This is a genomic window from Cytobacillus eiseniae (genome assembly GCF_017874625.1).
Taxonomy (GTDB): domain Bacteria; phylum Bacillota; class Bacilli; order Bacillales; family Cytobacillaceae; genus Cytobacillus; species Cytobacillus eiseniae.
This window is the reverse complement of sequence record NZ_JAGIKZ010000001.1, coordinates 365,229-378,187: the sequence shown is the minus strand read 5'-3', so window position 1 is coordinate 378,187 and position 12,959 is coordinate 365,229. Positions and strand designations below refer to the sequence as shown.

Annotated in this window: 12 protein-coding genes and 1 riboswitch; of the genes, 3 read left to right on the top strand and 9 right to left on the bottom strand. The window is 36.5% G+C overall.

What is annotated here, in order from left to right; translation table 11 throughout:
* Positions 1 to 64: 64 nt before the first annotated feature.
* Positions 65 to 817, top strand: coding sequence for a hypothetical protein (locus J2Z40_RS01875; RefSeq protein ID WP_066394238.1), 753 nt, complete (start codon positions 65 to 67; stop codon positions 815 to 817).
* A gap of 110 nt (positions 818 to 927) precedes the next feature.
* The gene (locus tag J2Z40_RS01870; protein ID WP_066394240.1) at positions 928 to 2,067 is read left to right on the top strand and encodes a glycoside hydrolase family 18 protein; all 1,140 of its coding nucleotides are present in this window, start codon (positions 928 to 930) and stop codon (positions 2,065 to 2,067) included.
* A gap of 154 nt (positions 2,068 to 2,221) precedes the next feature.
* On the opposite strand, the gene J2Z40_RS01865 is transcribed toward J2Z40_RS01870, so the two are convergent.
* From J2Z40_RS01865 to J2Z40_RS01845, 5 genes are all read right to left on the bottom strand, one after another.
* Complete coding sequence (locus tag J2Z40_RS01865; RefSeq protein ID WP_245349934.1) at positions 2,222 to 2,698, bottom strand: flavodoxin domain-containing protein; 477 nt, start codon at positions 2,696 to 2,698, stop codon at positions 2,222 to 2,224.
* Positions 2,679 to 3,722: a ribonucleotide-diphosphate reductase subunit beta gene (locus J2Z40_RS01860; RefSeq protein ID WP_066394242.1), complete on the bottom strand. Its 1,044-nt coding sequence runs from the start codon at positions 3,720 to 3,722 to the stop codon at positions 2,679 to 2,681. The genes J2Z40_RS01865 and J2Z40_RS01860 overlap by 20 nt, the downstream gene beginning before the upstream one ends.
* Before the next feature lie 28 nt (positions 3,723 to 3,750).
* Positions 3,751 to 6,033, bottom strand: a complete 2,283-nt coding sequence (locus tag J2Z40_RS01855) for a ribonucleoside-diphosphate reductase subunit alpha (protein WP_066394244.1) — start codon at positions 6,031 to 6,033, stop codon at positions 3,751 to 3,753.
* Positions 6,034 to 6,049: 16 nt separating this feature from the next.
* Positions 6,050 to 6,517 (bottom strand): acyl-CoA thioesterase, encoded by a 468-nt coding sequence (locus tag J2Z40_RS01850; protein ID WP_066394250.1) that lies wholly within the window; start codon positions 6,515 to 6,517, stop codon positions 6,050 to 6,052.
* A 198-nt stretch (positions 6,518 to 6,715) separates the two neighbouring features.
* Positions 6,716 to 6,893, bottom strand: a riboswitch (cobalamin riboswitch).
* A 126-nt stretch (positions 6,894 to 7,019) separates the two neighbouring features.
* Positions 7,020 to 7,820 carry an RDD family protein gene (locus J2Z40_RS01845; RefSeq protein ID WP_066394252.1) on the bottom strand — a complete coding sequence of 267 codons (801 nt, stop codon included), beginning with the start codon at positions 7,818 to 7,820 and terminating at the stop codon, positions 7,020 to 7,022.
* Positions 7,821 to 7,943: 123 nt separating this feature from the next.
* Between J2Z40_RS01845 and J2Z40_RS01840 the strand changes: the two genes are divergently transcribed.
* Positions 7,944 to 8,921, top strand: a complete 978-nt coding sequence (locus J2Z40_RS01840) for a stage II sporulation protein M (RefSeq protein ID WP_066394253.1) — start codon at positions 7,944 to 7,946, stop codon at positions 8,919 to 8,921.
* Here the strand turns inward: J2Z40_RS01840 and J2Z40_RS01835 are convergent.
* The 4 genes from J2Z40_RS01835 to J2Z40_RS01820 are packed head-to-tail and all read right to left on the bottom strand — an operon-like array spanning position 8,899 to position 12,950.
* Positions 8,899 to 10,257, bottom strand: coding sequence for a DUF58 domain-containing protein (locus tag J2Z40_RS01835; RefSeq protein ID WP_245349933.1), 1,359 nt, complete (start codon positions 10,255 to 10,257; stop codon positions 8,899 to 8,901). The genes J2Z40_RS01840 and J2Z40_RS01835 overlap by 23 nt on opposite strands.
* Entirely contained in the window at positions 10,208 to 11,137 is a 930-nt protein-coding gene (locus J2Z40_RS01830; protein WP_066394256.1) for an AAA family ATPase, read from the bottom strand. The genes J2Z40_RS01835 and J2Z40_RS01830 overlap by 50 nt, the downstream gene beginning before the upstream one ends.
* Positions 11,134 to 12,273 carry a DUF4350 domain-containing protein gene (locus J2Z40_RS01825; RefSeq protein WP_083953895.1) on the bottom strand — a complete coding sequence of 380 codons (1,140 nt, stop codon included), beginning with the start codon at positions 12,271 to 12,273 and terminating at the stop codon, positions 11,134 to 11,136. The genes J2Z40_RS01830 and J2Z40_RS01825 overlap by 4 nt, the downstream gene beginning before the upstream one ends.
* 8 nt (positions 12,274 to 12,281) lie before the next feature.
* Complete coding sequence (locus J2Z40_RS01820; RefSeq protein ID WP_066394258.1) at positions 12,282 to 12,950, bottom strand: hypothetical protein; 669 nt, start codon at positions 12,948 to 12,950, stop codon at positions 12,282 to 12,284.
* Positions 12,951 to 12,959 lie beyond the last annotated feature (9 nt).

The window sequence follows — 12,959 nt, the reverse complement described above, 5'->3', positions numbered from 1 at the left end:
TCTCTGTATAAGACTAGAACGAACCTGTTAAAATGATACAATAATAATGAAAGGATGTGTGACTATGGCAATCACTTTGCCACATATAGAAGATGCAAATCGAACGACATATTTGCCACCTCAGCGTGAATTTGAACGATTCACTGATGAAGCACATTATGCTGAAAAGGTTAGAGAATGGGGTTTGTCAGCAGCAAAAGATGTAAAAAAAGAATTCTGGTATAAGGATAAAGATCATCAGCGCCTTGTAACAATTATTGGCTATGAGGAATATGGACCAACAGGTGAATTTAATACAATTGTTGTTGAATTCCTTGATGGACATTTAACCTGTATACATCCTGCATATCTGAAGGAAATGCAAGCCGCAAGCTTTGGAAAGGCACCAATCACTAATGTGGAAGCGTCCCCTCCACCAGTTAAAAAAGTAGCAGCACAACCGGTAGCTGTTAAGAAAGAAACACCAATAAAAGAAAAGCCAACTAAAATAGTGTTACCTGAAGAAAAAGTACACTTTACAGCAACGGTGAAGCAATTTGCTTTAAGCTGGAATCATTTTAATGAAGAAAATGATGAAGTTGTTGTCTTAGAAAATGTGATGATCCACGAAGAAAACTCTCTCGAAGTTGGACTCGCTTGGTGTGCACACTCAAAAACATTAAAGAAATTTGAACTTCAGCCTGGTGAGAAGCTTGAATTTGATGGAAAAATTGTTAAAAAGAAATTACCGAGTGGCAAAGAGATCGAGGAAGAATTTATTGTTGCAGTCCCAGTGTCCTATAAAATTAATAATCCTTCAAAAATAAAGAAAAGCTAAAAGAATGTAGTCCACATTCTTTTAGCTTTTTTGTTTAATATTACCACCTCTGCTCCTATCCTTTTTTTGTTACACTTTTAAGGATTAATCGTTTTATAAGGAGGGGTTAAATGAAAAGAGCTTATTGGATCTTAATTATTATCATTACTTTTACGGCAGGCTGCATAACAGGCTCCTTCTTCTCTTCGAATACTAACATGGATGATATAAAAAATAACGGTCAAAACCCTCAGTCTACAAAAACAGTTGAACAGAAGAAAAAACCGAAAATCATACAGCCAAAATCAAATGTAATAATGGGCTATGTTCAGGATTTTCGTGATCCAGATGAAATAGATTATCGTCCATTATCTCATGTGATTTTCTCCTTTGCCCATCCTATGAAAGATGGAAGCATTCATCTTAATGGAGAGACTGCTTTAAATCATTTACGTGCAGTTGTAGAGAAAGCAAAGAAGCATGATACTAAAGTACTTCTAGCCGTTGGTGGTTGGTTTCATTTGAATGGTGGAGAATCGTATGAATATTTTAAAGAGGCGATTGCCCAATCTACTTCTAGAACTAAGCTTGTAAAAGAACTAATTGCTCTAATAGAAAAAGAGAGTATAGATGGAATTGATATTGATTTTGAACATCCACGTTCCGATGAAGATGCTGCATACTTAAATGCGCTCATGAAAGAATTAAGCATAGAACTGCAGCCAATTGACAAGGAGCTTTCTATTGCCGTTCATTCGAAGATTCATAGTCAATCAGGAACTGAGCTTGGCATGGTAGTCTATGATCCATTGATGTTTCAGTATGTCGATCATGTAAATATTATGGCATATGATGGCCAATGGGATGGTGGGTATGAAGCGGCGAATTTATCACCATATCCATTTGTTGAAAATATTGTTGACTATTGGTCGAACCTTTTTGATGAACATGGTTATCCGAGAGAAAAACTTGTCCTTGGTGTACCATTTTATGCACAGCCTGAAGACCCGAACAGCAAACAAGTATCATATGCCGCCCTTATTAATGATAATCCGAAGAATTCTCTTAAAGATACTGTCAATATGAACGGAACCATTTATCACTATAATGGAGAAGCGACGATGCAAAAGAAAACAGAAGTATCCCTCAATCATGGCTTTGGAGGGATGATGCTTTGGGAAATGGGGCTTGATGCAAAAGGTTCAAATAGTTTAACAGCCGCAATTTCCGAAGTGATTCAGTCTAAGGATACTAGTTTGCAGGATAATTAAGATTTAACATGCTACTTGCTTCTCAATTATTGGCATTAATAATGTGGGATTTCCCCTAAAAAGCCTCCTTTGAAATCGCAATTTCTTTGATAATCATATAGAAATCACGATTTCAATAGGTGTGCTTATTATGTTGAGCTATTCTTCTATAATTTTAAACCGGTGCTAATGAGCTCTTCTTGGCTTGTCTTACGATTGATTCAACGAACCTTTCACAGCGATCATCGTCTTGTTTTTGTAATAGGAGCTCAACCTTTAAAGTTGCGGCCAAGCTTGTTTGAACGTAAAGCATGTCGCGAAACAAATCGACCGCTCCACAATAGTTCGGATAAAAACTATCTCCTGTTCCAAAAATTGCTGTAATCAATTCTTTTCTATTAAGTGCTTCAAGTGCATGATATAGTTTCTTCATTTCCTTAGGGATTTCCCCATTTCCCCATGTATAGGTTCCGATTGCTAATACATGATAGTGATATAAGTAAGCTTCGTGAAATTCATCCATTTTATAAAGATCAATGTCTAATGAATTTCTTTTGCAAATACGGTAAATTTCCTTAGCCAATTCCTTCGTATTTCCTGTTATTGACGTGTATACAATCGCGACTTTCATCTTACAATTCATCAAACCCATTAGATGATGACACCTTTGAATACGTTCTAGATTTTTGCTCAAAGAAATCTGACTTTGTGTCATTCATCATTTCATCGCCAAAAACTTGAATCCATGGCATCGGATTGTTTCTTTCCTCATAAAGATTCTTTAAACCAATTTGCCTTAACCGTTTGTTAGCAAGATATTCAACATACCCCTCGAATTCTCTTAAATCGATTCCTTTAATATTAGCTAAAATGTAATTTGCCCACTCTTTTTCAAGTGTGACAGCCTCATGGATTGCTTGATATACATATTCAATATTTTCTTCTGTATTCAGCTTGGGGTTTTCTGTTAAAAGAATGCGTATAAATTGAGCAATAAAGTAGGCATGCTGCATTTCGTCTCGCTGAATATAACTAATCATTGTGCTTGTTTTTAGCATTTTTTGCTGACGAGCTAAATGATAGAAGAAGGCAAAGCCCGCATAGAAATATATGCCTTCTAGATTAATAGAGTTCACACTTAGCTTAAATAAGGATTGCGGTGTAGGATCCTGTCTAAATTCCTCGTAAGCATGTAGGATTAATTGATTTCGCTTCTGAACGATCGGATCGCTTTTTGCTTGATTAAACCGCTGATTTTGTTCACCAAGCGGAATAAGTGAGCTAAGTATATAAGAGTATGATTCTGTATGAACAGCTTCTTGTTGAGAAATAACTGCAAAGATCGCTTTAAAGCTAGAGTCTGTCACATAATCCATTACCTGACTCATAGTTGGAGTTTGCAGGCTGTCTAGTGAAGCAAGTTGTGTATTAATACGTAAAAAAGCATCTTTTTCATGATCATTCAATGAGTCCCATTGTTTAATATCATCCTGCATATTAATTTCCTGTGCCTTCCAAAAGTTGGATAGCAGCGTTTGGTATAAATCGTACATTTGCGGGTAAGCAATATCATTCCAATTAAGAAGACCTGAAGATTTTCCGTTAATTACTCCAGTTGATTTATTCGGATGCTCAGGATTTAATAATTTAATTTTGGTTAAAGGTGCATGAATCATGAAGTGACAACCTCCTTGTTTATTCTGACTAACTATGACATGCTTCACATTCTTCAAGTTCGGACTGTGAGGTGCTTCGAACGTAATAGGTCGTTTTTATGCCTTGGCTCCAAGCTTCCATATGAAGATTTAAGAGGTCTTTCGCTCGTATATTATGTTGTACATAAATATTAAAGCTTATTGATTGATCAATATGATGCTGGCGTGCTGCATTTTGCCGAATGCTCCAAATTTGGTCTAATGAATGCCTAGTGCGACGATAGTAATTGTAACTGTTATGATCTAGGTCAGGTGCTGTCACTTTGAATTTAAAGTTTTTCTTCTCTTCTGCATATTCGACAGCATACAATGGATCAATCCCATCTGTGGAGCCTCCAATCTTTGCGGTAGAAGAGTTTGGTGCAATAGCCATCATCCAGCCATTTCGGACCCCATTTTGGGACACATCATTTATTAATTGCTTCCATCTTTCTGTTTTATATCCTTTACGCTCAAAATATTTACCTGTATGCCATTCAGAACCTTCAAACTGACTGTATGCCCCTTTTTCCTTTGCTAATTCCATAGACGCTCGAATCGTATAATAAGCAATATCTTCATATAGGCTATCCGCATAGGAAACTGCCTCCTCTGACTCCCAATAAATTCCCTTTAAGGCAATTAGATGATGCCAACCGAAAGTTCCCAAGCCTACTGCACGGTATTTTTTATTCGTTACTTCAGCTTGTCCAACTGAAATTGAATTAAGGTCGATCACATTATCTAGCATTCTCATTTGAATAGGTATTAGTTTTTCTAATACATTTTCTCTTACTGTTTTCGGAAGGTTAACCGATGATAAATTGCAAACTACAAAATCACCAGGTTTACGGACGATGATAATATTTCCTTCCTCATCCTTATATTCTTTTACTATTGTAGTAGCAGACATATTTTGTGTGATCTCTGTACATAAGTTACTGCAATAAATGGAAGTACGTCCACTTCCGTTTACATGTTTGTTCGGATTTTGCCGATTTGCTTCGTCTCTATAAAACATATAAGGAGTTCCTGTTTCTAATTGAGATATCATGATCCTTGTCATAATATCCATTGCTCGGTATGTTTTTCGAGGAAGTAGTGGGTGATTTACTGCTTCTTCATATTTTTCTGTGAAGTATGGTTCGTCTATTTCATCATAAAAATCTTCAAGGCCTAACGGGATTCCTTTTTCATCTTTCCATCCCATTATTTGTTTAACTTGATGCGGACAAAATGTATGCCATTCTCCAACACTTCTGCCATTTTCATCTATTTCACTTAATTGCTTCATAAACAGATTTGGAATGGAAACTCCTGTGAAAATATCATGTGCTTTTCTTCTTTCGTCACCGTTATTTGTTTTTAAATCTAAAAAGCCATTCATAATGTCTTTATGAAAAACATCTAAATAAACGGCTACAGCTCCTTGTCTTTGGCCAAGTTGGTCTACACTTACTGCTGTATCATTAATCAGCCGAATCCAAGGAACAACACCTGAGGAATTCCCTTTGAATCTTTTAATATCTGAACCGAGAGCACGTACTTTTCCTAGATAAATCCCCAAACCTCCCCCGTCTTTACTCAATCTAGCAATATCCCAATTATTCATGTAGATGCCATCTAATGAATCTTCAACTGTATCAATAAAACAGGAAGAGAGCTGTCCAAAGCTTTTTCCAGCATTGGATAAGGTTGGGGTAGCAACGGTCATATATAAATTGCTTAATGCCCAATATGCATCCTTTACATAGTTGAGGCGTTTATCCTTTTGTTCATTTTTCATTAATGTCATAGCAATAATCATGAACCTTTCTTGTGGCAGCTCATAAATATTTCCTTCATAGTCTTTAGCAAGGTATCGATCAGCTAATAAAAATAACCCGATATAATTAAAAAGATGATCTCTTTCAGGATCAATTACACTTCCTAAATTTACAATTTCATCCTTCGTATAATTTTGTAATAACTCGTTTGAATAAATTCCGATAGTTGTTAATTCAGAAAGAAGTGTATAAAAATCACCGTAATTGCTCTCGTGCTGATATCCACGTTTTTCTGATGTTTGACGATATAGCTCATTTAAATACAGATTAGCTGCTGCAAACGTCCAGTTAGGCTCATCTATAGAAATTTGATTGAGTGCATAATGGAGTGATCGATCATACAGTGAATTCTCCTCTAGCTCTGCCACCATTTCAAAATATTGTGACATGTCTAATTGATATTTTTGTGATGCTCTTTTCATCACTGATAATAGGGTATCTCTCTCGGAATGACTTTGAATGATCATATGTATTCACCTCTGATTAATCATTTATTTTCAAACGTCTCTTTTTTCTATCTTTCGCACGAATGAATAATCTTTTTTCCTCTTCCGTTTCTGGTTCCACCCCATTTACTGGAGTCGGAATGCCATCACTATTTACAGCAACCATCGTAAGAATAGCGGTAGTGGTAGTCGTCCTTTCACCAGTTTGTAAATTTTGACATTCTACTTTCACATATACCTCCATCGATGTTCGACCGGTCGAAATAACTACTCCTTCTAAAATTAAGATATCGCCCACTTTTGCCGATGATAAAAAATTCACAGTATCGATAGAAGCAGTCACAACGACCTTTTTACTATGTTTCATAGCAGTAATCGCTGCAATTTCATCAATGCAGGATAGCACTGTTCCTCCAAAGATTGTGCCCATATGATTCGTATCAGGTGGCAAAACAAGCTTTGTTTGAATCGTTCTAGAAATACTTGCAGATAATTTTTCTTCCAAACTTGTTCCTCCTTTCTTCATTTACATTAGATACAAAGCTTCGTGAAAAGGAAGGATTACTGCTAAAATGGATGTTTAACAACAAAAAAACCCATCAAAGTTGATGGGTGTAATAACGCGGAATAAACTATATAACAGTAGCAATAAACTGTAATAGTAAGATTACCCTCGTTATACCTTCCCAACTCCCGAAGAAGATAATACGTTATAAAAATGGCAGGTCTCCTGACTCATGCTTCTACCTACTCTAAGTCCTTCCCGTCCAAAGACAGTGGATCTACTTATTTCGTCAGCATTTACAGTTGCGGGTACAGTTCTGGATTTTCACCAGATTCCCTATTAAGTCTATTTAGACACCATTATTATTGGTCATTATCTATATTTAGTATTGTAGATGAATAAAAGATACTAAATACTGTATGTGTTTAAATATAATATACAATTTTAACTTTGACAACTCCTTTTTACAGAAGGAGTTGTTTGTTCCTGGTTGCCTTGCATCTTATAGATCGAATTCCCATTCATCCTTCATCACCAAATAAAGTGTAAGAAGGATGTTTTCTAATTCACGAATACTTTTCCCCTCAATTATTATTCCAATCTTTAAGAGTAGAATGGCAGCAATTTCTCTTGTTACCTCTCCTCTTTCTTCTAACGGCAAATGAACAAATCGGTTGCTATATGTTTTAAGCAAATGCCATTCCTTTGAGCCTAAAGAATTAATCCCCCATTCTTCAAAGTTGCTCCCCTCTTTAGTCAGCCCTCTTTGTGCAATTTCCTTTTTAATTGCTGTTTGCTTCTTTGCTTGTTTTGTTTTTTGTTCATGAACAACGATCGTACCAGCAACTAAATCTCCAATTCTTTTATGTTTGGAATGAAAAAAAATCATGATAAGCCCTAGAAAGTAATTGGCTGGCAATGAGTCAATGATTCGAAGTAAATTTCTAATAAAACTAGAAAGCAGTGTGATGCTATGTCCATTCTCTTGAATGACACGGATTCCAATGATTTTTTTGCCAATCGTCTTCCCACCTGAAAAAAACTCAAATATAAAAAAATAGCCCCAATTGATAAGGAAAATAAGGATAATTGCAATAGCAATCGGGAGTGAATTCATTTCCAGCATATAGAAGAATGACATCCCATTCATATAAAAAAGTAAAGCAATCACGATTAATATATTGATAACTGTTAAAATGAGCTGGTCAATAATAAATGCTGCCGTTCGGCTGCCAAGACCTGCAAGCTGGAATTGTAGGGAGACAAATTCAGGTGTTTTAATGCCAACATTTTCTTGATTCATTTCGTTCCCTCGCTTTTCGGTTGGATTTCCATTTATCTATTTCTATTTATCTACAAAATTACTATAATAAGGTGATGAAGATAAATGTTAATGCGTTAAATATAAATGTAAGAAGGTGTGGATGTGAATATAAAGCAATTTGTTAAGCTGCACCGTGAGGAATGGAAGCAGCTTGAACAATTAGTGGCTACTTTACAGAAAAGACGAAATCATGTAACAGGAAGTGAAATGGATCAGTTCTATCGACTTTACCAAAAAGCTGCTCAAAATCTTTCATATAGCCAAACATATTTTCCAGCAGAGGATGTCACCGCATTCTTGAATGGCCTCGTTTCTAAATCACATAATTTACTATATAAAGATCAAGTTTCAAGTATGAAGCAAATCCGCTACTTTTTTAGTACAAAGTTTATTGGTTTATTGCTAGAACAATGGAAATTTGTCCTTGCCGCAATGCTTCTCTTTACAATTGGTGGATTAGGAAGTTACTTCTCCATTGTGCAGGATCCTCTCCATATGTACTCAATCCTGCCAGTAGAGATTGCCCAAGGAGTGGATCCTGCACAACTTGGCAGTAGTGATGGAGAAGTGGATTCCTCATTTATGTCAGCAAGCATTATGACAAACAATATTCAAGTAGCTATTTTAGCTTTTGCAGGTGGTGTCACGTTCGGTCTTTTAACCGTATATATTTTAATTTATAATGGCATGATTGTTGGTGCACTAGCAGCCTTATTTTGGCATCATGGGAAAACGTATGATTTTTGGGCATACATTGTTCCACATGGAATGATTGAATTGACCGCTATTTTTATTGCAGGTGGTGCCGGCCTATTAATGGGTTACAAGCTTTTCGTTCCAGGAAAATTTACAAGAGGCTTCCAATTAAAGCAGCAAGCAAAACGCTCTGTCCAATTATTATTAGGGACGATTCCGTTATTTATTATTGCTGGAGTGATTGAAGGCTTTATCACCCCAGCAGCCATTTCGTTAGAGGCCAAATATCTAGTTGCCTTTATTACTGTAATTGGTTTAATTCTCTATGTGTTCATTGGAAAAATATTATTGAATAACCGTCCTACAAAAGGTTTCGATTCATAATATCAATATAATAAGATACAGCAGAAGTTGCTAAATTCTCTTCACTGGCCTCAATCATATGGAGGCCTTGTTTTTCCCATTTCAATTTTTCTCGTTTTTTGATGAGCATTTGCTGTTGGGCGATGCTTTTCGACATTGCCTTTTGAAGTTCATCTGGCTCCATCCCAATTCTCTTAATGAGGGTTTGATCTTCAATACCAATCATAAGAAATAAATGCCGCTGTCTGATCCTTTTTAAGTACAGTAAGGCATTTTCCTCATGTAAAAAGGTTCGAACATCACTAAATAATAAAATGAGGCTGCGTTTCTTTTGCACCATTTCAAGATAATGCAATACTTCTGCATAATTTGATTCTGAAGCGTCAACTTGTATATTGTAAATCGCTTGGAGAATCGTTTGCAGATGTGCCATCCCTTTAGCAGCAGGAACAAAAACACTGACATCCTTAGAAAAGGCAAGAACGGATACGTAGTCCCCTTTTTTGAGAGCTGCTGCTGATACTGTGAGTGCTGCTTCTAATGACTTTTCTAGACGATTTCCCTTTTTAAGCTCTGCACCCATCATTCTACCGCAATCAATCAGTACCGTTACATATTTTCCATGTTCTGGTTCGAATTCATTTGTCATTACTTCACGCAATTTAGCAGTTTGCCGCCAATTAATTTTACGAGGATCATCTCCAACAACATAGTTACGAATTTTAGAAAATTCACCTACCCCATTTTGATGTTTTCGAATTTTTAATCCCTCATGTAGTAAAAATGCTTGGGCATTTTCTAAATACCGCTTTGTTTCTGATAAATCTGGAATGACCTTAACCATATCAATCATTTCAGTTGTCAACTGCTTTTCCCACAAACCTAGTGGGCTCGTATATCGAAAATATAACTTCTTTATTTCGTATTTACCTCTTATAGGCGCAATTGCCTCATATGTTGTATGTACCATTGCTTCTTTTTCAGCCTTTCCATAAAGGGGAAAAGCTGTCTTAAAGGATTGTGGTACCGCATCAATTATCTGAAAGTTAAATGAAAAAGTGGAGTGATTCGTTATTTCGATTGGCACTTGATAGCTAATGCCTCTTTCCATTTCTATAGGCATGTACCGACGAAATGAAAGTTCCTTTTTCTTAGGAGTAAAGAATAAATCAAATAGACTTACAATCAATACGAGCAAATTCACCGCGATGATGGATTCCCATGAGATTCCCCAAAAAGAAGAAAGGAAAAAAATGAACGAGAGCAGAACGAAAATGAATAGCAATCGTTTTGTCGGCAGAATTCCACTATCTTGGAACAGGAACCGCCCCCACAAGCTCTTCAATAATTTGGTCAATGGTTAATCCCTCCAATTCAACATGAGGAGAAAGTTGGATTCGATGTCTCAATGCGGGTTTAGCAACTAATTTCACATCATCTGGAGTCACATAATCTCGTCCTGCTAAATATGCCCACGCTTGTGCAGCTTTTCCAATTGAAATTCCAGCTCTCGTACTTGCACCAAAGCGTATGGATTCAGATTCCCTCGTTCTTCTTACTATTTTCATCATATAATCAATTACATTTTCACCGATTGTTACTTTTTCAATTTCTTTTCTTATCGATAAAAACGCATTTATACTTAGAACAGAAGTCTCCAAGTTTTTTTCAAAATTCTTCTCTATTACTTGTTGGATAATGTTTTTTTCTTCTTCAAATGTAGGAAAATTAATATGCAATTTAAAGAGGAAACGATCTTGCTGTGCTTCAGGCAAGGGGTATGTCCCTTCAAATTCAATTGGATTTTGTGTGGCCACAACAAAAAACATGTCTGGCAATTGATAGGTTTCCCCTTGGATCGTTACTTGCTTTTCCTCCATCGCTTCTAGAAGAGCAGCTTGCGTTTTAGCTGGTGTCCGATTAATTTCGTCAGCCAAAAGAATATTTGTAAATACGGGGCCTTTTAATGTTTGAAATGTATTTTCCTTCATATTATAAATTGTGCTTCCCGTAATATCACTTGGAAGGAGATCAGGTGTAAATTGAATTCGGCTGAAGTCACCACCGAGAAGACTTGCCAACGTTCTAACCATTTGTGTTTTTCCAGTGCCTGGAACCCCCTCGAGTAGGACATGTCCCCCAGACAAAATTGCAGATAAAAGGAGTCTCAGATTCATATTTTGGCCTAAAATTCGTTCTTCATATTTTTCAAGTAAGTCTTGTATTTCTGTCTTCAAGATTCCTCCACCTCTTTCCTTAATCGGTCAAGCTTTTTCGACCATTGCAAGTATTCTTGTTTATTTATTTTTTCTTTTTGTAAAATCATGTGTAACCCTTTGATGAAAGAGTGAACATTTGAAGCAGGTACGTTTGTCCATCTTCGCACTATATGTTCAGATACATCTTGCCACTCTTTACTATAGGGAATTCCCCATTTATCTTGCAGCAAATATTTAATATAATCAGCTTGAATCAATAAAGATTCATGATAAAGTCTTCCTCTTAAGTACCAAGCAGATAATGCGAGAATGCCTTCATCACTATACCGAACACTTTCTTCTCGTGGAATAAAAATGGGACCAAATCGCTTGCCAACATGCCATAGCCATAAAATAGCCAATAGAATTCCTTGCAGCAGCAAGATTAAAAACCACTTAGGATACACGGTCATAAAAGTCGCTTCATTCTGTAACCCATGGATGTATTCATCAATTAGAATTGTTGAAGAAGAAGATTCATTGATTAGTGCAAGGACCAAAGACAAATGATCATTAGCAAGAATTCGGTCATTTCTTAGCCATTCAGGTGAATTAGAAACGATTAAATAACCATCTCCAAATGAACGTTTGAAGGCAATTGTTCCAGCATCATCTTCAATGAGTCTTTTATCTTGATTTTTTGTTTGTAGACGGATGCCTGAGTTTATTTCAGCTGAATAGGATGCGCCAATCTGATTTAAGATCCTCACCCCATCTTCAAAAGCATTATCTAATGTGGCATGTTCAATTTCTAAATCAAACATCCCTTTTGGATTTTGATGGAATAATAAAATCGTGTTTCCTGATTTCATAAAGTCGATATAGGCTTGCATGTCTTCTTTATTTGGAATAAAAAATGGCTCAATCATAATCAACAAACGATTTTTCATACCTATTGATAGCTTTTCGGGGGAATGTGACCATTGTTTTCCTATATTATTTTCCTTTACATATGTATAAAATGCTTTTATTCCAGTTGGAGAGGGAGAGTCAGAAACATAATTTGGATATGGCTTTGGCTGCTGTGTGCTCGTGTAATAACTAATGATGATGAAAATCATTAGTAAAACACTTATCCAAATCCATGCTCGTTTTCTTATTCGTGAATGTTCCAAATGAATGACTACCTCCCTTCAGCTTCTGGTGATTGCTCAGTCTCAGTCTCAGTCTCAGTCTCCCTTAGCCATCTCATAATGGTGCTTTTGTATTGAGTGAATTCCTCAATTGCAACGATATGTTCTCCATATGTCACTTCATCAAAAAGCAAGGCAAGATGGAAAAAGCGCTCAGCCCATTGATGATTTACTTTTCGGAGCTCATCATAATACTCCCAATTCGTCTTCCAAATCCGCGCAACTAGCCATTCCTTTTCGTGAAAATAAAGCAGCAATGCTAAAAATAAGTGTCTAGTTGATAATGTGTAATTGCCACTTGCCTCCAATGCTTGGGCTTCTGATAAGTGTTTTTGATAAGACCAATTAATTTCATCTAATGCTTGCAACGGCTTATGCTCATGTCCTAGGCCACTCCTCCTTCGATTACGGAAGAATAGGCCAGCCATGATGCATAAAGTAATAACAACAACTGCGAGAATTCCAATAAGTATAGGACCAGCTACAGCACTCGTTGGGGCAATCGAAGGAAATAAATCACTTAGCAAATCTGCAAACCATTCCTTTGCCTTTTCCCACCAAGTAGCAAGCAATCCTTTAGAATCATCATAATACGCCGTATACTCATTCCGATTTAAAATGGCCTCAAGCTCGTCACTTGCCTGCCTTTCATTCATCATCTAGCAATC

What these genes read in the sequence shown, in the direction of transcription:
- J2Z40_RS01875 (WP_066394238.1), top strand. Translation starts at nt 65, where the DNA reads ATGGCAATCACTTTGCCACATATAGAAGATGCAAATCGAACGACATAT.
- J2Z40_RS01870 (WP_066394240.1), top strand. Translation starts at nt 928, where the DNA reads ATGAAAAGAGCTTATTGGATCTTAATTATTATCATTACTTTTACGGCA.
- J2Z40_RS01865 (WP_245349934.1), bottom strand. Translation starts at nt 2,698, where the DNA reads ATGGGTTTGATGAATTGTAAGATGAAAGTCGCGATTGTATACACGTCA.
- J2Z40_RS01860 (WP_066394242.1), bottom strand. Translation starts at nt 3,722, where the DNA reads ATGATTCATGCACCTTTAACCAAAATTAAATTATTAAATCCTGAGCAT.
- J2Z40_RS01855 (WP_066394244.1), bottom strand. Translation starts at nt 6,033, where the DNA reads ATGATCATTCAAAGTCATTCCGAGAGAGATACCCTATTATCAGTGATG.
- J2Z40_RS01845 (WP_066394252.1), bottom strand. Translation starts at nt 7,820, where the DNA reads ATGAATCAAGAAAATGTTGGCATTAAAACACCTGAATTTGTCTCCCTA.
- J2Z40_RS01820 (WP_066394258.1), bottom strand. Translation starts at nt 12,950, where the DNA reads ATGATGAATGAAAGGCAGGCAAGTGACGAGCTTGAGGCCATTTTAAAT.